This window comes from Mycobacterium bourgelatii (assembly GCF_010723575.1).
Taxonomy (GTDB): domain Bacteria; phylum Actinomycetota; class Actinomycetes; order Mycobacteriales; family Mycobacteriaceae; genus Mycobacterium; species Mycobacterium bourgelatii.
Genome location: NZ_BLKZ01000002.1, coordinates 186,824 through 210,607, shown reverse-complemented (window position 1 = coordinate 210,607; position 23,784 = coordinate 186,824). Strand labels below are relative to the sequence as shown.

Below are 23,784 nucleotides of genomic sequence, written 5' to 3'. Positions count from 1 at the left end.
CGTAGCCGGGTACCCCTGCTGAGCCAGTCAATTGGACACCGTTCAGCAAAAGGGAGTCGTCATGATCATCTTGGGAATCATCCTGTTTATTGTCGGCTTGGTCGCCAAGCTCGCCATCCTCCAGACGATAGGCGGCATCCTGGTCGTCATCGGCGTGGTCTTGTGGATTCTCGGCGCGGTTGGTCGCCCCGTCGGTGGCCGAAAAGTCTGGTTCTAGCTGACCGGAACTACCGGCTCGCGGATGGGGTCCACTCGGACCGGAACCCCGGTGAGCCACGCCATTCCGGACAGTTCCACATCCTCCGGCGCGCTCGACGTCAACTGATTGACGTTCGAGCCGCCGGCCCGGTTGGCCAGGCTCCATGTTCCGGTGCCCTTGTGGCCCCATCCGTGCGGTACTGCTATCACCCCGGGCAACAGGTCTTTCGTCGTTGAGACGGCGATCTGGATCTGACCGTACGGTGACGAGAGTTGCACCAGGCTGCCGTCTGTCAGCGACAGGGCCGCCGCATCGTCGACATGTATCAGCGCGCGATGTGCCCGCTCCCCGCGCATGAGCAACGGCGCGTTGTGCATCCATGAATTTTCCGAACGGGTTTCCCGCATGCCGATCATTCGCAAGGGATAGCCTTCGGGATCCTTGCGGGCCAGCAACCTGTCGACCTCGCCGGCGATCTCGGGATGAATCAGCCTGACCCGTCGGGACAGATAAGCAACAGCGGTACGCAACACGCCCGTTCGGATGTGCGGCGCAACCACCACGCCGTGTGGGTGACGTTCGGTGAGTCGCCGCAGCGTCAAGCCGTTGCGGCGGACGCCGAACAGGTCTCCGCCCTGGGACATCCGGATGAGGGCGTCAATCATGAGGCGCGGAGATAGTGCCACCCCGACGAGGCTCAACGCTTTGCGCGCCATAGCCAGCGCGCCGAATGTCGGCACTTGGCGCGCCAATCTCTTGGTCAGGTCGTCGACGATGTCCCATTCGGATCGTGCTTCTCCACGGGGTGCGACGACGGCCTCGGTGGCCTGCCGGAATGGGGTGGCCTGGAACTGCTGGAATGTGAACGGGAAGTCCTCACGCTCATACATCGTCGTGGTCGGCAGGATGTAGTCGCAGCGGGATGTGGTTTCGGTGACGTAGAAGTCGAGAGCCACCGAAAGTTCCAGTTGTTCGAAGGCCGCCTCGAGTTCGTCGCCGTTGGGCACCGACAGGACGGGATTGCCCGCCGACACGAACATGGCTTTGATCTGCCGGTCGCCCGGTGTGGTGATCTCCTTGGCCATGAAGGCGGCGGGTTCGGACATGATGGCATTGGCTGTGCCTCCGACGCGCGAACGGTTTCGCCTGGTGTCGCGCCGCAACCCCGCGCCCATGAAGGTGTTCACCCATCGCGAGCCCACCGTCTCCATCGACCCGAACACCGAGCCTCCGGGGGTGTCCAGGTTCCCCGCGGCCAGGTTGACGCAATCGATCAGGTACGCCGTGAGGGTGCCGCTGCGGCCGACGCAGGTGCCCAGCCGTCCGTAGACGGCAGCCCGCTCGGTGCGCACCAGGTCGTGAGCGAGCGAGCGGACGGTCTCCGGCTCGATGCCGGTGTGCGGCGCCGTCATCTCCGGTGTGAAGCGCTTGCAGAGTGCCTGCAACCACTCGATCCCGTCGGCCTGTTGGCGCGCTCGGGGCAGGTCGACAAGATCGTCGGCGAACATCACCTGCAGTAGGGACAGCAGTAGGTAGGAGTCGGTGTCGGGGACGATGCCCAGCCATTCGAAAGCCGTGGCGGTCTCGGTGCGACGCGGATCGATGACGACGACGCGCCCACCGCGTTTGACGATGTCGTGCATGCGGTCTTTGATGCGCGGCGCCGTCAGGAAACTGCCGTGCGAGACAACAGGATTGGCGCCCATGACCACGAAGAGGTCGGTCCGCATCAGGTCGGGAATCGGCGTCGAGGTCGGTACCCCGTAGAGCATTTGGCTCGCGATCAGCCTGCTGTTGGTGTCCTGAGACGAGGCGGTGAAGTAGTGGCTGTGGCGTCCCACGCCCTTGATGAATGTCAGTGCCGCGAACGTGTGGGCGTAGCTGAATGCCGCCGGGTTGCCCATGTACCAGCCCACCGCACCCGAGCCATGGGCCTTCAGGATCCGGGTGAGCCGAGCGGCGATATCGGACAGTGCCTCGTCCCAGGTCACCGGTTCGAACCCGGTCGGCGTGCGGCGCAGCGGCGTGGTGACGCGATCCGGGTCGTTTTGGACTTCGGTGAAGGCGATGCCCTTTTGGCAGGCGAAGCCGGCCGAGAGCGGATGCTCCTTGTCTGGGCGAAGGCTGACGAGTTTTCCGTCCTCGACGGTCGCGATCATGCCGCACAGCGGTTCGCAGATCCGGCAGAACGTCGTCTTTTGCTCGGGTGCCATCGCTATCACGTTACGGTAAGGCCGACGGTTGAGGTACACACCGACAGTCGCGATGGTTGCTCTGCCATCGCCAAAAATCGCCACGCCGCAAGGGTGGTCTGCGCCCGCTATCGTTGTGACATGCCGGAATCAGCGCGCGATCGCGCGGGCGCGGGTGATCGCGCGGCTGAACTGAACGAGCAGATCGCTGAAGGTCATGAATGGGCCGAGAAGGCGAAGCCCGGTCGTGGCGGCGAGCAACACAACGACGCGGCCGTCGAACACCGGCGCACGGCGGGAGAAGGTCGCTCGAAAGCCGAAGCCGCCAGGGGGGAAGAGGGCGGATCGGATTAGTGCCGGGGTGGCCGGATCGGTCTCCCGACCTCAGAACTTCACCGCGAGGTCCTGGCGCGCCAGCCTGCCGACGCCCCAGAAGTACGTGACAAAGGGCATGGTGCACCACAGCAGATTCAGCACGACGAACTTGATCCACATTTCCACGGGGCTGGTCATGCTCTGCAGGTTGTTGGCGATCTCTACCCCGAAGTAGACCGCTGGCAGCGTCACCTCCACGATCATGCCGCCCATGATGAAGGAGAGTTGCGTGCTCGTGAACCGCTTGCCATTGCGAAAGAACTGGACCATCGCGTACGCCTCGAACAACCCGACGAAGAGGGCGATCCATTCAAGGACGACGACGAGCGGGTCGCCGTTGAGGTAGCGGGCGTCGCCGCCGAGCAGGATGGGCGCCCACATGTAGGTCCAGAGCGCGCCACGCTGGACGCCGGCCTTGATCTCGTCGAAGAACAAAAGCCACGGTAATTCCCAGATGAACCGCGGGATCAGGGCGATGAAGACCCAGACGATCACCATCGCGCTGAGTCGCTCGGCTTTGGTGCGGTCACGTTGACCGGGAAGCGGTAACCACGGCAGCGCGAGTGCGGTCAAGAAACAGCCCACGACGAGAACAACGAGCGTGGTGGTCGCGACCGTGTGGGATACCCCGGCATGAAACTCGAGGTACCAGAACACAACCTGGATGAGGAAGAAGAACGCCAGGACCCCGAACAGGGATTTTTGCAGTGACGAGAGGCCGGGCTTGGCCGATGCCGCCTGTTTGTCGGCGTTGATCGTCTCAGTCATGGGTACGGCCTGTAATAGGGGTGAGTGACTGCACGCCCCAAAGCATGGCAGGTGCCATGTTTTTCAGCAAGGCTGGCAATGCGGTTTCTCGCAGGTGAGCGGCAACGACGCTGACAGACAGGAAACTCGCGAGCGGTGTCTTAAGCTCGTTTTGATGAATAAATGCGGTGCGCAGAGCGGATTACCGCGGTGACTGCCGGCAGACGCACCAGTCCGCGTCGGCCGGCCGCGGGCCGACAGCAGCGGGGGGACCGGACCCGAGAACTGCTGATAGACGAGACCGTTCGCTGCATCCGTGAGGAAGGCTACTCCGCGGCCAGTGCGCGACACATCATCGAGCGCGCGGGCGTGAGTTGGGGTGTCATTCAGCATCACTTCGGGGATCGGGATGGTCTGCTGACCGCGGTGATAGAAGATGCGGTTGACCGTCTCGTCGAATCGCTCGAGGTGTTGGCCGATCCTGATCGGCCGATCGGTACCGAGGAATTGGTGCGCGCGACGTGGGAAGCATTCGCCAATCCGAAGGCGATGGCGGGGTTAGAGATTCTCATCGCCACCAAGGAATTGCGCGGCGCGCTTGGCGGAGAGCACATGGAGCGGCTTGGCGCGGCCCTGGCGGCATTGATCGCTCGGTTGAACACCGGGACCAGCCGTGAGCATGCCGTCGCGTTGGGCATGCTGCTCTGGACAACGCCAGTGGCAATGATGCTCGCGGAAATGTTCGCCACGCCTCCGCTCACCGTCAACGATGCTCAGCAGGCAGTGGCCAAACTGATCGACGAATACCGCTGAGCGACTGGTTTCGGTGACCGGCCCCTTCGGGGCGTCCCCAACCGGCCGCGCAGCGCCGACCGTATCGCTGCTGGCCGGACCCTAATTGTCTGGTCGGGGTGGCGGGATTCGAACCCACGGCCTCTTCGTCCCGAACGAAGCGCGCTACCAAGCTGCGCCACACCCCGATTAAGCCACGACAGCCTATCGCACGGGTGCACCACTGTCCCAAACCGCAGGTAGGACCGGTTATGTCCAGCGGCAGTCGCGCTCGAATTCCACGAGCGCCGCAGCGGGACCGCTGGGATCCAGCCCCTGCGCGGCGACCCACTCGTCGTTGAAATAGGTGTCGGCGTACCGGTCGCCACTGTCGGCCAGCAGGGTGACCACCGATCCGCTGCGGCCCTGCTCGACCATCTCGGCCAGCAGGCCAAAGGCTCCCCAGACGTTGGTGCCTGTTGACGGCCCTACCCGTCGTCCCAGGACCGTGCTGACGTGGCGGGCGGCAGCGATCGAGGCGGCGTCGGGAACCGCCACCATGCGGTCAACCACCTCGGGCAGAAACGATGGTTCAACCCGCGGGCGGCCGATGCCTTCGATTCGCGATGAGGCGCCGGTGACGAGGTCGTAGCGCTTTTCGGCGTATGCGGGGTAGAACGCGGAATTCTCCGGGTCGACCACGCACAGCCGCGTGGCGTGGCGCCGGTACCGGATGTATCGGCCGATGGTGGCACTCGTTCCGCCCGTGCCGGCTCCCACCACGATCCATTCCGGGATGGGGTGTCGCTCTTCGCCCATCTGCGCATAGATGGATTCCGCGATGTTGTTGTTGCCGCGCCAGTCGGTGGCGCGTTCGGCATTGGTGAACTGGTCGAGGTAGTAGCCGTTGGTCTCGTCGGCCACGCGCTTGGCCTCGGCATAGACCTGACTCGACTTCTCGACGAAATGGCAATGGCCGCCTTGCGCTTCGATCAATGCCACCTTGGCGGCGCTGGTCGAGGCGGGTACCACCGCGACGAACGGCAGGCCCAGCAGAGATGCGAAGTACGCCTCGGATATCGCCGTCGAACCCGACGACGCCTCGACCACCGTGGTGCCCTCGTCGATCCACCCGTTGCACAGCGCATAGAGGAACAGCGACCGTGCCAGCCGGTGTTTGAGGCTGCCGGTGATGTGCGTCGACTCGTCTTTGAGGTACAACTCGACGTTCACGTCGGCGGCCCAGGCCGACGGCAGGGGATAGCGCAGCAGGTGGGTGTCCGCGCTGCGACGGGCGTCGGCTTCGATCAGCCGGATAGCGTTGTCCGTCCAGTCCCGGGACCGATTGCGAACCGCGATACGAGTCCGGTCGCTCAACGCACCAGCGACGCGGTCGGCTGGCGGCCCAGGTCGCTGGTGGAGTCCCGGCCGCCCATGGGAGTGGCGATCAGGGTCAGCAAGGTTGCCTCGGGACGGCAGCAGAAGCGCACCGGAGCGAATGGCGACGTGCCCAGTCCGGCCGACACATACAGCCGCATGTTTTCGCCCCACTGAGACGGTCCCTTGGCCCGGGAGCGGTCCAGGCCGCAGTTGGTCACGATCGCGCCGTAGAACGGCAGGCAGAGTTGCCCGCCGTGGGTGTGGCCGGCCATCACCAACTGATAGCCGTCGGCGGCGAAGCGGTCCAGCACCCGCGGTTCCGGCGAATGGGTCAGGCCGAGGCGAAGGTTCGCGGCCGGGCTGGCCGGGCCGGCGATCGTGTCGTACCTGTCCCGGTCGATGTGGGGGTCGTCGACGCCCGCGGCGGCGATGTGCAGTCCGGCCACCTCGAACTCGCGGCGGGTATGGGTCAGGTCCAACCAGCCGCGCTCGGTGAACGCCGCCCGCAGGTCCTGCCACGGCAACGGTTCGCCGCGGACGCGGTGATCCGGGTTGGTCAGGTAATTCGCCGGATTCTTCAGCCGAGGGCCGAAGTAGTCGTTGCTGCCGAAGACGAACACGCCCGGCCTGTGCAGCAGGTCGCCCAGCGCCTGGACCACCGCCGGCACCGCCTTGGGGTGGGCCAGGTTGTCCCCGGTGTTGACCACCAGATCGGGCTCCCAGCTGGCCAACTCGCGCACCCAGGCCTGCTTGCGGCGCTGGTTGGGCAGCATGTGCAGATCGCTGATATGCAGCACCCGCAGCGGAGTCGAACCCGGACTCAAGACCGGGATGGTTACCTCGCGCAGGACGAACGCATTGCGCTCGACGAGCGAGGCGTAGCCGATGCCGGCGACGGCCGAGCCGACCGCAATGGCGCCGGTGCGTAACAGGGCAGGCAAGACAGCAACCATGCAGGCAGCCTACTGCCGGTAGGCGGCTGAAGTCGTGTCGCTTACCTCACTGAGCCCGTTTCGCAGCCCTTTTGGGCCCGGATACGGGTTACGGCGGAGGCGGCGCCGGGGGTGGTGGCGGCGCCAGTAGCGGGATGGTGATCGGGGGCAGGCCAGGTATCTCGACGACCTGCGACCCGATGACCTCCGGCGCACCCTCCGGCGGCGGAGGTGGTGGTGGCGGGATGCCGTTGCTGATCTGAATCGTGATGATCGAACCCGGGATCGTCTGCCCGCTGGGCGACGTTCCGACGACCTCGCCGTACTTGGCCGAGCTGTTGACGGCGTTGGTCTGGTCGGCAACCTGGAAGCCGGCGTCCTTCAGGCGCTGACGCGCTTGATCGACGTCCAGACCGACCACGCTGGGCACCCGTGACCCCGGCGAACCGTCGACGTAGCGCGGATCGGTCGGAGGTAGGTGTATGTCGCCGAACATGGTGGCTATCGGCTTCATCGCGGTGAACCAGGTACGCGCCGGTTCGTTGCCGCCGTACAGGTCGCCCGAGCCGCAGTGGCGCAGCGGCCCGGAGCACAGATCAGTTGGCGACGGGGAGTCGTCGTAGATGTAGTTCGCGGCCGCGTAGCGGTTGGTGAAGCCGACGAAACCCGACGACCGGTGCGCCTCGGTGGTACCCGTCTTGCCGGACATCGGCAGGTCCCAACCCGCCGCACCGGCCGACCCGGCGGCCGTGCCGCTGCCCGTTGAGTCCTTGCTCATGGCATTGGCCAGGGTGTTGGCCAGACCCTCGGGGACCACCTGTTCACAGGTTTCGGTCGTGACGGAGACTTCGTTGCCGTTGCGGTCGATCAGCTTGTCGATCGGGCTCGGTGGGCACCACATGCCCCCGGACGCCAAGGTCGCGGCGACGTTGGACAGTTCCAGCGCATTGACCTCGATGGGGCCCAGGGTGAACGAGCCGATGTTCTGCCGCTTGACGAAGTCGGCCAGGCTTTCGTTGCTGTCGGGGTTGTAGTCGCGGGCGGTGCCCGGGTTGGCGTAGGACCTGAGCCCCAGCTTGATGGCCATGTCCACCGCGCGGGAGACCCCGACCTGCGAGATCAGCTTGGCGAACGCGGTGTTGGGCGAGGTGGCCAGTGCGTCGGTGACATTCATCGAACCGCGGTAGTTACCCGCGTTGACCACGCACCAGGTGTCCTTCGGGCATCCCCTGGCGCCGCCGCTACCCAGGCCCTTGGCCTGGAATCGGGGCGGCACATCAAGGTTTGCGTTGATGCCCATGCCCATCTCCATGGCCGCAGCCGTCGTGAAGATCTTGAAGATGGAGCCGGCGCCGTCACCAACCAGGGAGAACGGCTGCGGTCGCATGGTTTCCCCGGCCTCGGTGTCGAGGCCGTATTTGCGGTTGCTGGCCATCGCCAGCACCTTGTGTGAGTCCTTGCCCGGCTGGATCACGCTCATGACGCTGGAAATGCCGGCGAGGGTCGGGCTGGCGAACTTGTCGATGGCTGCCTTGACCGGAACCTGGACGTCCGGGTCGAGCGTGGTGCGGATCAGGTAGCCGCCCCGGGCCACCTGCTCCTTACTGATGCCCGCGCGCGAGAGGTATTCCTGGACGTAGTCACAGAAGAAGGCGCGGTCACCGGCCGCGATGCAGCCTCGCGGAAGCTCGTTGGGCTGCGGCAGGATGCCCAGCGGCTGGGCCTTGGCGGCGCGCAGCGCGTCGGCTTCTTGCGGCAGGTTCTCGATCATGGTGTCGAGCACCAGGTTGCGCCGGGCCAGCGCGCCTTCGGGGTTGGTGTAGGGGTTGAGTGCGCTGGTCGACTGCACCATGCCCGCCAGCAGCGCCGCCTGCTGCCAGTTCAGGTCGCTCGCATTGATGCCGAAGTAGGTCTGCGCGGCGTCCTGCACGCCGAACGAACCGTTCCCGAACGAGACCAGGTTGAGGTAGCGCGTCAGGATCTCGGGCTTGGTGAAGGTCTTGTCCAGGGTCAGCGCCATCCGGATCTCACGCAGCTTGCGGGCCGGGGTGGTTTCGACGGCGGCGCGCTTCTCGGCGTCGGTCTGGGCCGTGACCAGCAGCTGGTAGTTCTTCACATACTGCTGCTCGATAGTCGAACCGCCGCGGGTGTCCAGGTCGCCGGACGCGTACCCCGCCAGGCCGGTCAGGGTGCCTTTCCAGTCCACACCGTTGTGATCGGCGAACCGTTTGTCCTCGATCGAGACGATCGCCAGCTTCATCGTGTTGGCGATCTTGTCGGTGGGCACCTCGAAGCGGCGCTGAGAGTAAAGCCAGGCGATGACGTTGCCCTTGGCGTCGACCATCGTCGATACCGCCGGGACCTGTCCTTCGAGGAGTTGGGCCGAGCCATTGGCGACGACTTCGGACGCCCGGTTGGACATCAAGCCGATTCCGCCGGCGAAGGGGAACATGAGCGCCGCGGCGACGATGGCCGCGAGCAGACAGCACCCCGCCAACTTGGCGAGGGTGAGTGCGACCGGGGGGCGCTCGGACATGCGTACTACAGTAGCGACCCTTTGTCACGGCTCCGCGCCGTCCGGCGGAAAAAAATTCTTTAGCACGTGTTGATCTAGCGTGCTACCCGCCTGACGGGGTAATTTGCTCCTGCGTCACAGGTCAGAGCCACAATTCGCACGGACGCGCCGTGTTTGCACCGGCGGAGGGTCTTAAGCCTGGACGAGCGTACAAGAAAATTCGTTATCGGACTGTTGCGCAATTGCCAGCTGGCACCTAACTTAGATACGCAGTGAGATTCAGGTAACACCGGTGTGCGCATTGTGGCCTAGATCGCCACATCGGCTGGTACCCGAGGAGGGCGGCCACGGGGCTGTGGCCGGGAGGAAGGGATCAGCTCGTGTCAGGAGATCGTCCGGCTAGCCGACGGACACACCTCACGTCGGTAGGCAGCATCCCGGTACGCAAGAGTGACGCCGACGAGCGACTCGGATGGGTTTCGCAAGCGCTGTGCCGCGCGGCCGACCCCGACGAACTCTTTGTCCGCGGCGCCGCCCAACGCAAGGCTGCCGTGATCTGCCGGCACTGCCCGGTTATGCAGGAATGCGCAGCGGATGCCCTGGACAACAAGGTCGAGTTCGGTGTGTGGGGTGGTATGACCGAGCGCCAGCGCAGGGCCCTGCTGAAGCAGCACCCCGACGTCGTCTCCTGGTCGGAATTCTTCGACAAGCGCAAGCGTCGCGGGATCAGTTAGCGATCGTTTGATGGGACTGTAAGGCCGGCCTTCGGGTCGGCCTTCGTCATTACTTTACTGTTACAACCAAGGCTTGGGGTTGGGTCCCGATGGGCTGCCGCATCCTAATTGCCTTGTGCGCAATAGGAATTGGTTACCGCCAGCGCTGGGGAGGCTGTCGTTTTCATGGGGTTCTTGCTGGGCGGAGCGCGCGCTGGGTGACGGACGGGGTTACCGCTTCCTTATCGGCATCGCCACACCTGTCCCACTGGTCACCGCTCCGGAGCACATGCGCGTCTGCCCGGCTTGTAGCGACAGCAATTTCGGCACGCGGACGGCGGCCCGGTGGGATGACGCCGGCCCGGCGGGCATGTAGCGACGCAGTCCCGATCACATCCGCCCCATGAGTGACTCCGCCGGGAGGGACCCTTCGCGCCCGGCTCTTAGCGACAACTTTTCGCCCACCCGAGTTTGTCGCTACAAGCCGGGCACGACGGGTGCCGCCTGGAACGGAGGCGCAAGTGGCTGGAGTGATTCGTCGGCGTGGTGGCTGCCGACCGGCCGCGTCGGACCGCGTGTTACTCAGCCCCTCGCTGCGCGAGCCGCCTCGTCACCGACTCTTGCCGATGGGCCGGTTCCTCAGCCCCTCGCTGCGCGAGCCGCCTCGTCACCAACCGAACAGATCTGGTCGCCGAGGGCGCGCAAAGCTTCCAGATCCGAGACGTCGAACGGCAGCGACGGCACGCCGATGACAGGCACATGGGGGTTGGCGCCGGTGAACCGAGACAGCAACCGGATCTCCCGCTTCGCCGTCTGCCCGCGCTCGGTGTGAATCCGCAGCACGGCTTCGGTCAGCGCGGCCTCGTCCGAGTCGGGATGCTCGGCCTGGAGCATTTCGGTGGCGTCGATCGCCCGTTCGATCGGCAGAGAGCACAACATCGGGTGGGTGCGGTTTAACACGAGCCCGGCCAACGGCATCGATTCCTGCGTCAGCCGGTCGACGAAAAAGGCTGCTTCCCGCAACGCGTCGGGCTCGGCGGCCGACACCACCACGAACTGGGTGCCGCGACGCTTCAACAACGCGTAGGTGCGGTCGGCCTTCTCGCGGAACCCGCCGAAGGTGGCGTCCAGCGACTGCACGAAAGCCGCTGCATCGCCGAGCATTTGAGAACCGAGGATGGTTGACATCGCTCGCATGGCCAAACCCATTGCGCCCGTTACCAGTCGGCCGATGCCCCGGCCGGGGGCCAATAGCAACCGCCACAGGCGACTGTCCATGAAGCTGCCGAGCCGCTTCGGAGCGTCCAAGAAGTCCAGCGCATTGCGCGACGGTGGCGTGTCCACCACCACCAAGTCCCACCGGTCCTGGGCCAGAAGTTGACCCAGCTTCTCCATGGCCATGTACTCTTGCGTGCCGGCCAGCGATGTGGCGACGGTCTGATAGAACTGGTTGTCCAGAATCGATTGCGCCCGATCGGGTCCCGAGTACTGGACGACCATCTCGTCGAAGGTGCGTCGCATGTCCAGCATCATCGCGTGCAGCTCGCCTGGGACCTCTGGCGCCAACGGAACCCGCTGCGGCGTATTGCCAAGATCGTTGACGCCCAACGCCTGTGCGAGACGCTTGGCCGGGTCGATCGTCAAAACGACTACGGTGCGGCCATATTCGGCAGCGCGCATGGCCATCGCCGCCGCTGTGGTGGTCTTACCGACACCGCCGGCACCGCAGCACACCACCACCCGGTTGGAGGTGTCGGCCAAAATCGAGGCCATGTCAAGAGTTTTCGGTGTGACGGTCATCGAACCCCCTGGTGTGCCAACACTTCCGAAAGCTCGTAGAGACTGCCGAGGTCGACCCCGTCGGAGATCGTCGGCAATTCCAACCGAGGCACGTGCAAAGCGTCGAGTTGTTGTGCGGTCTCGGCGCGGGCGCTGATCCGCGTCGCATGCTGGATGGCCTCGGTCAGCAGCCCGGCGAAATCGTCGTCAGAAAGCGTGATCCCGGCCATGGCCAAACCTGACCGCACCGCGTCGGCGTCAATGTCACCCTCGGCCGCCTTCGCCAGCGCGTCCGGATCGAGGTAGGCCTCGATATTGCGGTTGACGATCACGCTCCCGATGGGCAGGTTCATCTCGGACAACTCCTCGATGGCCTCTAGTGTCTCCTGCACCGGCAATGCCTCGAGCAGCGTCACGAGGTGGATGGCGGTCTGGTCGGAGTGCAGTAACTTGACCACGCCCTCGGCCTGCGAATGCACCGGCCCGCCCTTGGCCAAATCGGACAGGGCCTTGGTGACGTCGAGAAACCGTGTTATCCGACCGGTCGGCGGCGCGTCCACGACGATCGCGTCATAAACCGGCAGCTTGTTCTTGTCGACCCGGATTACGGTCTCCTTGATTTTGCCGGTGAGCAGTACGTCGCGCAGACCGGGCGCGATCGTGGTCGCGAACTCGACAGCGCCGACGCGCCGCATCGCCCGACCCGCGATGCCCAGGTTGTAGAACATGTCGAGGTACTCCAGGAACGCCGCTTCGAGTTCTATCGCCAGCGCGTTGACCTGCCCGCCGCGTTCAGCGGTCGCGATCTTGACCTCCTCGTATGGCAGCGGAGGAACATCGAAAAGCTGCGCAATCCCTTGCCGCCCTTCGACTTCAATGAGTAAGACCTTGCGTCCACCCGCTGCCAGCGTCAACGCCAGCGCGGCCGCAATTGTTGACTTCCCGGTTCCGCCTTTGCCGGTCACGAAATGCAAACGAGCTTTCGACAGTCGCGACGGCCAGCCGACGGAACTACCGCCGCTAGATGTGTTTGCCACCATCGCATGCTAAGCCACCCGCTCCTGATGCCGCCGGGCTGGCCAGAGCTGGCCGCATAGCTCTGAACGCGAGACCGATAAGCTCGCGTAATGACCCAACCGACGACATGGGAATACGCCACCGTCCCGCTGCTGACGCACGCCACAAAACAGATCCTCGACCAATGGGGTGAAGACGGTTGGGAACTGGTGGCGGTGCTGCCCGGTCCCACCGGTGAACAGCACGTCGCGTACCTGAAGCGTCCGAAATAGGGGCCAGCTGGTGAGCGCAACAGCCCGCCTCAAAGAACTCGGTCTGTCGCTTCCGGAGTTGGCGGCTCCGTTGGCCGCCTACGTACCGGCAGTGCGCACGGGCAATCTCGTCTTCACCTCCGGCCAGGTGCCGATCGAGGGCGGCAAGCTGGCCGGCACAGGCAAGGTCGGTGCCGATGTCGCCCCGGAGGAAGGCAAAGCGTTGGCGCGGATCTGTGCGCTCAACGCGCTGGCCGCGGTGGACGCGTTGGTAGGCCTCGACTCGGTGACCCGGGTGGTCAAAGTTGTCGGGTTCGTCGCGTCGGCACCGGGTTTCAACGGTCAGCCGGGCATCATCAACGGGGCTTCGGACCTGCTTGCCGAGGTCTTCGGAGACAACGGCGCGCACGCACGTTCGGCGGTCGGCGTAGCCGAGTTGCCGCTCGACGCCCCGGTGGAGGTCGAGCTGATCGTCGAGGTCGGCTGACAACCTGCCATGTCCGAGACCTCGCCGCTGACGCATCCCGCCTACGGTGAGTTGCGGCCGGTTACCGAAACCGCCTCGGTGCTGTTGGCTGACAACCCCGGTGTGATGACGCTGGAAGGCACCAACACCTGGGTGCTGCGCGGCCCGCGCAGTGACGAGTTGGTCATCGTTGACCCCGGTCCGGACGACGACGAACACATCGCGCGCGTTGCGGCGCTGGGGCGCATCGCACTCGTGCTGATCAGCCATCGGCATTCCGACCACACCGACGGGATCGACAAGCTCGTCGAGTTGACCGGAGCAACGGTGCGGTCGGCGGGCAGCGGATTCCTGCGTGGCCTGGGCGGCGAACTGATCGACGGCGAGGTGATCGACGCGGCCGGGCTGAAAATCAAGGTGATGGCCACCCCTGGCCACACAGCCGACTCCTTGTCCTTTCTGCTCGACGACGCGGTACTGACCGCCGACACGGTCCTGGGCCGGGGAACCACCGTGATGGACAAGGAAGACGGCAGCCTGACCGACTACATGGAGTCGCTGCACCGGCTGCGCGGTCTCGGCAAGCGGACGGTGTTGCCCGGCCACGGCCCGGACCTACCCGCGTTGGACGCCGTCACAACCGGCTACCTGGCCCACCGGCACGAGCGGCTGGAACAGGTCCGCTCGGCGTTGCGCGAACTCGGCGAGGACGCCACCACCCGGCAAATCGTCGAACACGTCTACGTCGATGTCGACGAGAAGCTCTGGGACGCCGCCGAGTGGTCCGTGCAGGTGCAGCTCAACTATCTCCGGGCGTGACGCTGCCACCGACTTAGGTCAAGGCGGCCTGGTGTAGCCCGTAGGGAACGCACTTGAGGATCGTCACGCCGAGCGCCCCGCCATTGGGGAGTGTGTAGGTGCGTCGTTCACCGGGGCGAGCGCCAAGGATGGCGGCTCCCAGCGGCGACTTGACGGAGTAGACCTCAAGGTCGCCGTGTTCGGCACCCCGCACGCCGAGAAGAAACGTTTCGGTGTCCCCGTCGTGCCCGTTGCCGTTGTCGTCGTAGCGGACCGTCACCACCATCCCGGCCTCGGCGATGCCGTCGTCGGGAGGATCCTCACCGATGACGGCATTGGTCAACATGTCGTGAATCTGCTGGATCCTCGCGTGCCGTGCTTGGCGCACGAGGACGCTGTTGTCGTCGGCATCCGGCTGCGGTGCGACGGCGTTCAACTCACGCAACGTGGCGAGTTCTTGCTGCAGATTCTGGTAAGCCTGCTGCGAAAGCCACACAGTTTGCGCGTCGTTCATCATGGTCGACGCTCCTTTCGCGATGACGGATTCTTCGGACTGCCTGACATGCCCAGGTGCGCCTGTCGGCGGAGCCGGTTGCGGCCCCCGGATCGGAATCTCGACCGGGGCCGTCTGGCTGGAGTACGTGCGTCGGCCAGGGCGTCCAGCAGCGTCACCGGGACGGCGGGGCCGTCGGGCGTCACGACCCTGCGTTGTTCTCCGGCGCGCGCACCGACGATGGCCCGACCGAGGGGCGATCGCAGCGGATAGAGCTTCTTGTCCGTGTCGCAAGCGCCGTAGCCGCCGAGCTTGAACGTCTCTGTGCGGCCGGTTTCGTCGTAACGCACGGTGAGGACCATGCCGGGTTCGGCGACGCCGGGGCTTGGATCCTGTTCAGTCCCTGGCTGTTGTCGAACGCTAGTCATTTCGACCATTCCTTCTCATGCTTAGAGGGGGACACCCATGGCCCTGCGACCGGCCAGTTTCGGCCGCGACGCGCAGGGCGGATGTCAACGCCCGCCGTTGGTGGCGGGCGATTTCGGGGTCGACTCCATGGTCGCCCGACTCGGGGCGCCAGGGTTTGCCCCAATCCGACAACGGGGTGAGGTGGTGTTTGTCGCGCTGCGACATTCCCGCCGCCACTTTGGTGGTTCCGCGCGGCCGGTGTCGGGTGCGGAGTTACAGACTGGCGTGGCTTTCGGCAGGGATTCGCTCGGCTTTGCGTCGCCGCAGCACCCAGCGAACCAGTTCGATGCCGCCGCCAAGTGTCAGCGCGACAGCGAACGAGAAGGCGAAGGCCACGAGAGGTCTGCCCTCGAAGGCGTGCCCGCCGACGAAGCCGATCCCTGTGTTCAGCGCCGCCCACAGGATGGAACCGATCGCATCGAAAACGATGAAGGTGCGATAGGGAAAGTCCAGCATGCCGCAGGAGACGGTGGTCGCCGTGCGACCCCCGGGCACGAACCGGGCCACCATAACCAAGGGGCCGCCGCGGCGGTCCAATTCGCGCTGCGCCCACTCCAGCCTGGCTTTGCGCCTTTTCCCGCGGGCAAACCATCGATAGACCCGCTCATCCGCCGAATTGCCGATCGCATAAGCGAGGTTGTCACCGAGAAAACCGCCGATGGCCGCCATCACGATTACCAGGCCCAGCACCATCGACCCCTCGGCGGACAAGATTCCCGCCGTCAGCAGTACCGTTTCGCTGGGTAGAACGGGAACGACGGCATCAAAGCCGCAAATCGCGAGAACCAGCGGATATTCCCACCACGAGCGGCCGAGCGTGTCGAGCAGTGAATCAAACACCGCGCACCGCCTTCAACACGCCGGTCATGCCGTCAAACCCTTGACGGTGTGTGGTTCGGCCTCGCCGCGCTCCACCGCTTCGTTGTGCTTGGCGGCAGCGCGCTCGAGTAGATCGTTCAATGCCTGCTCGTCGCGCACGAGGTTCTGGTACTTGGGTTCGAGCGACATGATCTGGTCGCGCTCTTTGATCAACTTCTTGAAGATGCGTTCGCGTTCTTCCGGATCGTGGGTGTATTCGGAGTCCAGGTAAGCGGTGGCGTGCCGACGTGCGTTGGCGATCGCCATCTTCGCCTTGCCCTTCGGACTGAGCAACGAGGCCGCCACTGTGACACCCAGCAAACCGATGATCACGACCAGTGAGATCGATGTGCTGATCTCGATGACCGGCACCGGTTCGCCGTCATTGATGAACGGCACGTTGTTCTCGTGCAGCGCGTGCAGGATCAGCTTGACGCCGATGAAGCCGAGGATTGCCGCCAGCCCGTAGGAGAGGTAGACGAGTCGGTCCAGCAGGCCGTCGAGGAGGAAATAGAGCTGCCTAAGACCGAGCAGCGAGAACGCGGTGGCGGTGAAGACGATGAACACGTTCTGCGTAAGCCCGAAGATGGCCGGGATTGAGTCGAGCGCGAAAAGGACGTCGGTGCCGCCGAGTGCCACCATCACCAGCAGCATCGGTGTCATTGCCCGCTTACCGTCGATCTTGGTGAACAACTTGTCGCCGTCGTAGTGCTCGCTGGTGCGAATGACCTTCTTGGCTACGCGGACCGGGAAATTGTTGGCTTTGCGGGATTCGTCGTCGTCATCCGGCTTCAGGACGTGGCCGGCGGTGATCAACAGGATCAGCCCAAACAGGTAGAAAACCCACGCGAATGCGTTGATCAGCGCGGCGCCGAGAAATATGAAACCGCTGCGAGCGATCAACGCGAAGGTGATCCCGAACAGCAAAACCTTCTGCTGGTCCTCGCGCGGCACCCGGAAGCTGCTCATGATCACCAGGAACACAAAGAGGTTGTCGACGGACAATGCCTTTTCGGTGATGTAGCCGGCGAAGTACTCCGACCCCGCATCGCCACCCCCGAACAGCAGCACGGCGACCCCGAAGAGCAAAGCGACGGCGACATAGCCGGCCGACCAGACCGCCGCTTCCCGCAGGGTCGGGACGTGTGCCTTGCGGACGTGGAAGAAGAAGTCGAAGGCCAGCAGAGCCACGATGCCGGCAATGGTCAGGGCCCACACCCAGTCGGGGACGATCATCGCCTGCCGCACCGCTCTTTCATCGATCTAACTTCTTGACCTCTCCGTACCCGTTCTGCAGCAACAGTAGGCCGGGCGTTACCAACAACACGCCGGGAAGTTTGGCGAAATCGTTTTGGTCAAACAACGACCAGGAATCAACCAGAGAACGAGCTAACGATGTCTACCCATCGGTCCTGCTGGCTTCTCTAGCCGCACCGACGTAGCCGACCACCGACCGGGTGACTTGCCTGGAGACGCCGCGTCATCGCGGCGTCCCGCGCTACGCGCGCGCTTACCTCGCTCGGCGGGCCAGCCGCTCGGAGTCCGAGATCAGCACACTCTTGCCCTCCAGGCGGATCCAGCCGCGGTGGGCAAAATCGGCGAGCGCTTTGTTCACCGTCTCGCGGGAAGCGCCCACCAACTGCGCGATCTCCTCTTGAGTCAGGTCGTGCGTCACCCGCATCGCGCCACCCTCCTGGGTGCCGAAACGCTGGGCGAGCTGCAGTAGCTGCTTGGCCACCCGACCGGGCACGTCGGTGAAGATCAAGTCGGCCAGGTTGTTGTTGGTGCGCCGCAACCGGCGGGCCAGCACCCGCAGCAGTTGCTCGGCGATCTCCGGGCGATCGGCGATCCATGCCCGCAGCGCGTCGCGGTCCATCGACACCGCTCGCACCTCGGTGATCGTGGTGGCGCTGGACGTCCGGGGACCTGGGTCGAAGATCGACAGCTCGCCGAACATGTCGGACGGACCCATGATGGTCAGCAGGTTCTCTCGGCCATCCGGTGACCGGCGCCCAATCTTCACCTTTCCCGAAACGATGATGTAGAGCCGGTCGCCCGGCTCACCCTCGGCGAAAACGGTATGTCCGCGGGGGAAGTCGACCGGCTGCAGTTGCTTGGTCAAAGCGGCTACTGCGCCGGGCTCTACCCCTTGGAAGATCCCCGCCCTTGCCAGGATGTCGTCCACGTGTGCCTCTTCTTGCCTCTTCGGGTTCCAACGAATACGGGCAGGTCAACCTGTGACGGCCGACACGACTCTAAACGTAGGCCAATCGGATCGACCTGCCAACGCTATACGCGATTGACGTGTCGAGTCGCCGTAAGTTGCGGATTGGCTCGGGAGGCTCTGTGAACCCTCGTCGGCAGGCCGGCCTCGGCGGCACGCATGAGATCGTGCGCGGACAGCGAACCGGCGTGATGCTTGCCCATCGACGTGGATTGGCCTTCGGTGAGTTCCAAAGCCTGGCGACGGTGCAGATAGTCCAGCGCCTCAGGCATGCCCTCCCGGGCCAACGTGTGCACGTCCACGGCATCGGCAACCTGTAGGAATTCGGCGACGTCTGTAGCGCTGACGGTGTCGTGGGCCAGCGCCTTCTCCAGCCGCCCGAGCCCGAGCGTCGCCAGCATCAGTAGGCCTGGAATGCAGGCCACCAGCAACCACAACACAGATCGAGTAAACATGGCCAAGGTCTCAGACAGATTACGAAATCAGTACTCTGTCGTAGGTGACAGCGGCAAAGTCGTCTGGGCGCTCGAAAGCAGAACCGGTCAAGCCCGCCCCCGGCCCCGCCACCAACCAAGCCAAGCGATTCGCCAACGAGACCCGGACGGGGTTGGTACGACGCGCGCGTCGGATGAATCGCACCCTGGCGAAGGCCTTCCCACACGTCTACTGCGAGCTCGACTTCACTAATCCGCTCGAGCTTGCGGTGGCGACCATCCTTTCGGCGCAAAGCACCGACAAGCGAGTGAATCTGACGACTCCCGCGTTGTTCAAGAAATACACAACGGCGCTGGACTACGCGCAGGCCGACCGCGCCGAGTTGGAGGCTTTGATCCGCCCGACGGGCTTCTACCGCAACAAGGCCAACGCGCTCATCGGATTGGGCCAAGCCCTGGTCGAGCGATTTGACGGCGAGGTGCCTGCCACCATGGAGGAGCTGGTAACGCTGCCCGGCGTGGGTCGCAAGACCGCCAACGTCATCCTGGGAAATGCCTTCAACATTCCCGGCATCACGGTCGATACACACTTCGGCAGGCTGGTGCGGCGCTGGCGCTGGACGGCCGAAGAGGACCCGGTCAAGGTCGAACACGCCGTCGGCGAACTCATTGAGCGAAGAGAATGGACGCTGCTGAGCCATCGCGTGATCTTTCACGGGCGACGCGTGTGTCACGCCCGCAAACCCGCATGCGGTGTGTGCGTGCTTGCTAAAGACTGTCCTTCCTACGGGCTCGGGCCCACCGACCCGTTGCTGGCGGCGCCACTGGTGCAGGGTCCGGAAACCGAGCATCTGCTGGCCATGGCCGGGTTGTGATATCGCGACTTTCCGGGACGACCCGCTGGACCATCGCGATCCTGGTGGTGGTGGCGGCCCTGATAGCCGCGTTGGCCACTCAACTCAACGATTCAGCACCCGGCGTCACCCAGTCGCCCGGACGGCGCGAACACCGCGACGCCGACACGCCGGAGGCGTTGGCCGGTCCCCGGCAGCGCGCGGATCTGCCGCCTTGCCCGGCCGCGGGTGATGGGCCCGCCGTGGCGGCTTTGCACGAAGTGGTTGTTCAGTGTGCGGGCGACGGCGCCCCCGTCGACGTCTCCCGTGCATTCGCAGGACGACGCGTGATCATCAACTTGTGGGCATATTGGTGTGCGCCATGCGCTGCGGAATTGCCCGCAATGGCCGAATATCAACGACGAGTCGGGTCCGAAGTGTTGGTGGTGACGGTGCATCAAGATGAGAACGAGACGGCCGCGTTGCTGCGCCTGGCCGATCTCGGCGTTAGGCTGCCCACCTTCCAGGATGGCCGACGCCTGGTGGCCAGCGCCTTGCGCGTACCAAACGTGATGCCAGCGACGGTGGTTTTGCGTCCGGACGGTAGCGTGGCCCAGACCCTTCCGCGTGCTTTCGGCAGTGCCGACGAGATCGCGGCCGCGGTCGGAAGCACGTGAGCACCGAGGGAGGGAGCCGGTGGGTTTAGCGGTTTCCCTGAAGCCTGACGTCGGCCCGGCGTGGCTGCGCCCGCTCGTTGACAACGTCGATCAGATGCCCGAAGCGTTCCGGCGACGGCTGCCCGCTGACGTGCTGGCCATGGTGACCGCCGCTCGCGCCACCGCCAAGTTGCGGCGCGACGACCGGGAAGCCGCCGTTTTGGTGTTGTTCTCGGGTCCGCCGGACGCCCCCGCCGACGGCGGTGTCCCCGACGATGCCGATCTGTTGTTGACGGTGCGGGCATCGACGCTGCGTCACCACGCCGGCCAGGCCGCCTTCCCCGGCGGCGCCTCCGATCCCGAGGACGACGGGCCCGTCGCCACCGCGCTGCGGGAAGCGCACGAGGAAACAGGCATCGATGTCTCTCGCCTTTACCCTCTGGCCACGATGGAACGCACCTTCATCGCGCCGTCCAGATTCCACGTCGTACCGGTACTGGCCTATTCGCCGGATCCGGGACCGGTGACCGTCATGAACGAGGCCGAGACGGCGATCGTGGCGCGTGTCCCGGTCCGAGCGTTCATCAATCCGGCCAACCGCTTGACGGTCTACCGCAGCGCCCTCGGCCGGCGTTGGGCCGGACCGGCGTTTCTGCTGAACCAAATGTTGGTCTGGGGCTTCACTGGCCAGGTGATCTCTGCGGTGCTCGACGTCGCGGGTTGGGCGCAACCCTGGGACACCGAGAACATCCGTGAGTTGGACGAGGCGATGGCGCTGGTGGGCGGCCAGGGCGGGGTGCGATGAACTCGATGACACCGTCGCAGTGGCTGGACATCGCCGTGCTGGCGGTCGCCTTCATCGCGGCGATCTCAGGCTGGCGGTCCGGTGCCTTGGGTTCGCTGCTGTCGTTCGCCGGGGTACTGCTGGGCGCGGTCGCGGGGGTCCTGCTGGCCCCGCACATCGTCAGCCACATCGCCGCACCGCGCGCAAAACTGTTCGCCGCCTTATTCCTGATCCTGGCGCTGGTGGTGGTCGGCGAAGTGGCCGGCGTGGTGCTGGGACGGGCGGTTCGCGGGGCGATCCGCAACCGGCCGGTACGCACGATCGACTCGGTGATCGGAGTCGCCGTGCAGCTGATGGTGGTGTTGACCGCCGCCTGGCTGCTGGCGACACCGCTCACCCAGTCGAAGGACCAGCCCGAGTTGGCCGCCGCGGTCCGGGGGTCGAGGGTGCTCGCCCAGGTCAACGAGGTCGCGCCACCCTGGTTGAAGACCGTGCCCAAGCGACTCTCGGCACTGCTGGACACCTCCGGGCTGCCCGCGGTGTTGGAGCCCTTCAGCCGCACCCCGGTGATTCCCGTCGCCTCACCCGATCCGGCATTGCGCGACAGCCCGGTGGTGGCCGCTGTCGCGCCCAGTGTCGTCAAGGTGCGCAGCCTCGCGCCCAGCTGCCAGAAGGTGCTGGAAGGCAGCGGCTTCGTCATCGCGCCCAATCGGATCATGACCAACGCGCACGTCGTCGCCGGATCCGACACCGTGCAGGTCTACGTCAGCGGCAAGCGTCTTGATGCCACGGTGGTTTCTTACGACCCGAGGGTCGACATCGCGATCCTCGCTGTCCCGGAACTGGAAGCGCCGCCGCTGATCTTCGCCGAGACCGAGGCGAAGTCGGGCGCCAGCGTCGTGGTACTGGGCTACCCGGGCGGCGGCAACTTCACGGCGACGCCGGCCAGAATTCGCGAGGCCATCAAGCTCAGCGGGCCCGACATCTACCGGAACCCGCAGCCCGTCACCCGCGACGTTTACACCATCCGAGCCACCGTGGAGCAAGGCGATTCGGGCGGACCGCTGATCAATCTCAACGGTGAGGTCCTAGGCGTGGTCTTCGGCGCCGCCGTGGACGACGCAGACACCGGGTTCGTACTCACGGCCAGTGAGGTGGCCGCACAGCGCGCGAAGATGGACGCCACCCAGAAGGTCGATACCGGCACCTGCGTCAGCTGAGCGGGTGGATCTGCTTGAAGAACCGCATCAGGTGGCGGTTGACCTCTTGCGGCGACTCTTCGTGGCCGAAATGTCCAGCGTTGGCGATCGATACATAGCGTCCGTGCGGCGCGTATCGCTGGGTGTGCTCGACCGTGCCGGCCAGCACGTAGGGGTCGGCGTCGCCGCGCAGGTGCAGCAAGGGCACGCCGAGCTGGTGAATCATCGATCGCATGAATCGCCGGCCTTCACCGCGCAGTTGGCTGCGCACCGCCCAGCGCTGATACTCCAGCGCACAGTGGGCGGCGCCGGGTATTTGGATCGCCCGCCGCAGATAGCCGATCGATTGCGAGAAGTCTTCGGAGGCGACCCACTTGGCCGAGCTGCGGCTACGAATGAGCCGCTCGATCTCCTCCCCGTCGCGCCTGGTCAACAACCGTTCCGGCCACAGCGGCATTTGGTAGCGCAACAAGGTGGGCAGCAGCGCGCGGCTCTGATCCCGGCGAGTGAGCGTGGAACGGCGGAGTGCCGCCGGGTGCGGTGAGCTGACCAGCGCGATCGCACGCACCAGCCGAGAATGCAGTAACGCCGTAGTCCAGCACGCCAACCCGCCGTCGGCGTGGCCGACGAGTGTGGCCGAAGAGTGCCCGAGCGCGCGGATCAATCCGGCGGTGTCACCGGCCAGCGTCCAGCCGTCGTAACCGCGAGGCGGCTTGTCGCTGCCGCCGTAGCCGCGCAGATCGACCGCAACCACTCGGGCCCCCGACAAACCGCGCAGCTGATGGCGCCACGACCACCAGAACGAGCCGAAACCGTGCAACAGGATGACCAACGGCCGTGCCGTGGCCGGGGTCGGCGTCGGGGTCGGGTCGGCAAGCGCTTCGACGACGTGGAACCGAATACCGTTGGCGTGCACGTCCAAGTGCCGCCATGGCCCGTCGATGCGAGTGATCGACGGATCTGGTGGCGGCATTTACCAACCCGACGGGTCGGTGGACTTGTTGGTCGTGCGCGAGCTGTCGGAGGTGTCCGACGCGATTGCCTTGGGCTTGTCATGACCGCCCGGGGTGAAGGCCTCGCGCGCCTCTTTGACCGATTCAATGGTCTGCTGCGGGCCGCGGATGCGGCGCACCTTCAGGTAGCCGAACAGTGCCAGCACGGCGGTCACCACGACCATGATCAAGAACACGATCAGGAATGCCACCCAGCGCCAGAGCCAGCTGTCCAGCAATTCGGCGAGGAAAAAGAAGAAAAAGAACGTGGAGTAGAACAGCACCACCAGCGCCGAGACGAAGAAGATGCTGCCGGTCAGGCCCTTCTTGACGTCGCGCGTGATTTCTGCGCGGGCGAGTTCGACCTCGGCTCGTACCAGGGTCGACATCTGAGTTGTCGCGTCCTTTATCAGGTCACCGATCGACGGGTCGGCGGACCTGGCGTGTGGGTCGGCCAACGGGATCGTGGTCAGTGTGCTGGGCACACTGTTGGTGCGATCGGCTTTGCTCACAGACGGTCCTCTCGATTTCACTGCGCGGCGGTTCGCAGGCGTCGCGGTTTATGTTGCCATGCGCGACGACGCCGTTCGAGGCCAGTCGAGAGCCGGGGAATGGGCCAAATCGGCCCCAAAATTGACGCTAGGGGCTATTTGGCAGCTGACAGCCGTCGCGAGGGCATCATTTAGACTGGCGCTTTCTTTCCTCTTC

The 23,784-nt window shown here is 65.1% G+C and carries 26 protein-coding genes and 1 tRNA gene; 11 read left to right on the top strand and 16 right to left on the bottom strand.

The window, feature by feature from the left end; all coding sequences use genetic code 11:
* The first annotated feature begins 61 nt into the window (after window positions 1–61).
* Entirely contained in the window at window positions 62–217 is a 156-nt protein-coding gene (locus tag G6N68_RS30350) for a hypothetical protein (RefSeq protein WP_205351520.1), read from the top strand.
* Here the strand turns inward: G6N68_RS30350 and G6N68_RS26010 are convergent.
* Window positions 214–2,412 carry a molybdopterin-containing oxidoreductase family protein gene (locus tag G6N68_RS26010; protein ID WP_163719093.1) on the bottom strand — a complete coding sequence of 733 codons (2,199 nt, stop codon included), beginning with the start codon at window positions 2,410–2,412 and terminating at the stop codon, window positions 214–216. The two genes, G6N68_RS30350 and G6N68_RS26010, sit on opposite strands and share 4 nt — an antisense overlap.
* 120 nt (window positions 2,413–2,532) lie before the next feature.
* Between G6N68_RS26010 and G6N68_RS26005 the strand changes: the two genes are divergently transcribed.
* Window positions 2,533–2,745, top strand: coding sequence for a hypothetical protein (locus tag G6N68_RS26005; protein ID WP_163719092.1), 213 nt, complete (start codon window positions 2,533–2,535; stop codon window positions 2,743–2,745).
* Between the two features lie 30 nt (window positions 2,746–2,775).
* Here G6N68_RS26005 and G6N68_RS26000 read toward each other — a convergent pair whose 3' ends face one another.
* Window positions 2,776–3,534, bottom strand: a complete 759-nt coding sequence (locus G6N68_RS26000) for a hypothetical protein (RefSeq protein ID WP_163719091.1) — start codon at window positions 3,532–3,534, stop codon at window positions 2,776–2,778.
* A 189-nt stretch (window positions 3,535–3,723) separates the two neighbouring features.
* On the opposite strand from G6N68_RS26000, the gene G6N68_RS25995 reads away from it, so the two are divergent.
* A complete protein-coding gene (locus G6N68_RS25995; protein WP_240355900.1) occupies window positions 3,724–4,326 on the top strand; it encodes a TetR/AcrR family transcriptional regulator in 603 nt (200 codons plus the stop codon).
* Between the two features lie 90 nt (window positions 4,327–4,416).
* Here G6N68_RS25995 and G6N68_RS25990 read toward each other — a convergent pair.
* From G6N68_RS25990 to ponA2, 4 genes are all read right to left on the bottom strand, one after another.
* Window positions 4,417–4,493, bottom strand: a tRNA-Pro gene (locus G6N68_RS25990).
* A gap of 61 nt (window positions 4,494–4,554) precedes the next feature.
* A complete protein-coding gene (gene cds1 / locus G6N68_RS25985) occupies window positions 4,555–5,661 on the bottom strand; it encodes an L-cysteine desulfhydrase Cds1 (RefSeq protein ID WP_205351519.1) in 1,107 nt (368 codons plus the stop codon).
* The gene (locus G6N68_RS25980; RefSeq protein ID WP_163719089.1) at window positions 5,658–6,617 is read right to left on the bottom strand and encodes a metallophosphoesterase; all 960 of its coding nucleotides are present in this window, start codon (window positions 6,615–6,617) and stop codon (window positions 5,658–5,660) included. The genes cds1 and G6N68_RS25980 overlap by 4 nt, the downstream gene beginning before the upstream one ends.
* A gap of 88 nt (window positions 6,618–6,705) precedes the next feature.
* Entirely contained in the window at window positions 6,706–9,132 is a 2,427-nt protein-coding gene (gene ponA2, locus G6N68_RS25975) for a transglycosylase/D,D-transpeptidase PonA2 (protein WP_163719088.1), read from the bottom strand.
* 359 nt (window positions 9,133–9,491) lie between these two features.
* On the opposite strand from ponA2, the gene G6N68_RS25970 reads away from it, so the two are divergent.
* Window positions 9,492–9,845 carry a WhiB family transcriptional regulator gene (locus tag G6N68_RS25970; protein WP_163719087.1) on the top strand — a complete coding sequence of 118 codons (354 nt, stop codon included), beginning with the start codon at window positions 9,492–9,494 and terminating at the stop codon, window positions 9,843–9,845.
* Window positions 9,846–10,463: 618 nt separating this feature from the next.
* Here G6N68_RS25970 and bagB read toward each other — a convergent pair.
* Entirely contained in the window at window positions 10,464–11,624 is a 1,161-nt protein-coding gene (gene bagB / locus G6N68_RS25965) for an ATPase BagB (protein ID WP_163719086.1), read from the bottom strand.
* Window positions 11,621–12,643 (bottom strand): ATPase BagA, encoded by a 1,023-nt coding sequence (gene bagA / locus G6N68_RS25960; protein ID WP_163719085.1) that lies wholly within the window; start codon window positions 12,641–12,643, stop codon window positions 11,621–11,623. Before bagA ends, bagB begins: the two co-directional genes overlap by 4 nt.
* A gap of 87 nt (window positions 12,644–12,730) precedes the next feature.
* Here bagA and sp36 point away from each other — a divergent pair, with 87 nt between their 5' ends.
* From sp36 to G6N68_RS25945, 3 genes are read left to right on the top strand one after another with little or no spacing between them, the layout of a single operon-like run.
* Window positions 12,731–12,892 carry a Sp36 family protein gene (gene sp36 / locus G6N68_RS25955; RefSeq protein WP_163719084.1) on the top strand — a complete coding sequence of 54 codons (162 nt, stop codon included), beginning with the start codon at window positions 12,731–12,733 and terminating at the stop codon, window positions 12,890–12,892.
* A 10-nt stretch (window positions 12,893–12,902) separates the two neighbouring features.
* The gene (locus tag G6N68_RS25950) at window positions 12,903–13,358 is read left to right on the top strand and encodes a RidA family protein (RefSeq protein ID WP_163719083.1); all 456 of its coding nucleotides are present in this window, start codon (window positions 12,903–12,905) and stop codon (window positions 13,356–13,358) included.
* 9 nt (window positions 13,359–13,367) lie between these two features.
* Window positions 13,368–14,156 (top strand): MBL fold metallo-hydrolase, encoded by a 789-nt coding sequence (locus G6N68_RS25945; RefSeq protein ID WP_163719082.1) that lies wholly within the window; start codon window positions 13,368–13,370, stop codon window positions 14,154–14,156.
* Between the two features lie 13 nt (window positions 14,157–14,169).
* Here G6N68_RS25945 and G6N68_RS25940 read toward each other — a convergent pair whose 3' ends face one another.
* From G6N68_RS25940 to G6N68_RS25915, 6 genes are all read right to left on the bottom strand, one after another.
* Window positions 14,170–14,649, bottom strand: coding sequence for a GreA/GreB family elongation factor (locus tag G6N68_RS25940; RefSeq protein ID WP_163719928.1), 480 nt, complete (start codon window positions 14,647–14,649; stop codon window positions 14,170–14,172).
* Window positions 14,649–15,056: a GreA/GreB family elongation factor gene (locus G6N68_RS25935; protein WP_240355897.1), complete on the bottom strand. Its 408-nt coding sequence runs from the start codon at window positions 15,054–15,056 to the stop codon at window positions 14,649–14,651. Before G6N68_RS25935 ends, G6N68_RS25940 begins: the two co-directional genes overlap by 1 nt.
* A 253-nt stretch (window positions 15,057–15,309) precedes the next feature.
* A complete protein-coding gene (locus G6N68_RS25930) occupies window positions 15,310–15,936 on the bottom strand; it encodes a DedA family protein (RefSeq protein ID WP_163719080.1) in 627 nt (208 codons plus the stop codon).
* A gap of 24 nt (window positions 15,937–15,960) precedes the next feature.
* Window positions 15,961–17,190, bottom strand: a complete 1,230-nt coding sequence (locus tag G6N68_RS25925; RefSeq protein WP_163719926.1) for a TerC family protein — start codon at window positions 17,188–17,190, stop codon at window positions 15,961–15,963.
* Window positions 17,191–17,464: 274 nt separating this feature from the next.
* Window positions 17,465–18,139, bottom strand: a complete 675-nt coding sequence (crp, locus tag G6N68_RS25920; protein ID WP_069418008.1) for a cAMP-activated global transcriptional regulator CRP — start codon at window positions 18,137–18,139, stop codon at window positions 17,465–17,467.
* Between the two features lie 104 nt (window positions 18,140–18,243).
* Window positions 18,244–18,633 (bottom strand): hypothetical protein, encoded by a 390-nt coding sequence (locus tag G6N68_RS25915; RefSeq protein WP_163719079.1) that lies wholly within the window; start codon window positions 18,631–18,633, stop codon window positions 18,244–18,246.
* Window positions 18,634–18,806: 173 nt separating this feature from the next.
* Between G6N68_RS25915 and nth the strand changes: the two genes are divergently transcribed.
* From nth to marP, 4 genes are read left to right on the top strand one after another with little or no spacing between them, the layout of a single operon-like run.
* Window positions 18,807–19,487, top strand: a complete 681-nt coding sequence (gene nth, locus G6N68_RS25910) for an endonuclease III (RefSeq protein WP_163719924.1) — start codon at window positions 18,807–18,809, stop codon at window positions 19,485–19,487.
* The gene (locus G6N68_RS25905) at window positions 19,487–20,122 is read left to right on the top strand and encodes a TlpA family protein disulfide reductase (RefSeq protein ID WP_163719922.1); all 636 of its coding nucleotides are present in this window, start codon (window positions 19,487–19,489) and stop codon (window positions 20,120–20,122) included. The genes nth and G6N68_RS25905 overlap by 1 nt, the downstream gene beginning before the upstream one ends.
* A 19-nt stretch (window positions 20,123–20,141) precedes the next feature.
* Window positions 20,142–20,906, top strand: coding sequence for an NUDIX hydrolase (locus G6N68_RS25900; protein ID WP_163719078.1), 765 nt, complete (start codon window positions 20,142–20,144; stop codon window positions 20,904–20,906).
* 5 nt (window positions 20,907–20,911) lie between these two features.
* Window positions 20,912–22,105, top strand: coding sequence for an acid resistance serine protease MarP (gene marP, locus G6N68_RS25895; protein ID WP_163719920.1), 1,194 nt, complete (start codon window positions 20,912–20,914; stop codon window positions 22,103–22,105).
* Here the strand turns inward: marP and G6N68_RS25890 are convergent.
* Both G6N68_RS25890 and G6N68_RS25885 read right to left on the bottom strand, forming a co-directional pair.
* Window positions 22,098–23,057, bottom strand: a complete 960-nt coding sequence (locus G6N68_RS25890; RefSeq protein ID WP_163719077.1) for an alpha/beta fold hydrolase — start codon at window positions 23,055–23,057, stop codon at window positions 22,098–22,100. The two genes, marP and G6N68_RS25890, sit on opposite strands and share 8 nt — an antisense overlap.
* Window positions 23,058–23,588 (bottom strand): phage holin family protein, encoded by a 531-nt coding sequence (locus tag G6N68_RS25885; RefSeq protein WP_163719076.1) that lies wholly within the window; start codon window positions 23,586–23,588, stop codon window positions 23,058–23,060.
* Window positions 23,589–23,784 lie beyond the last annotated feature (196 nt).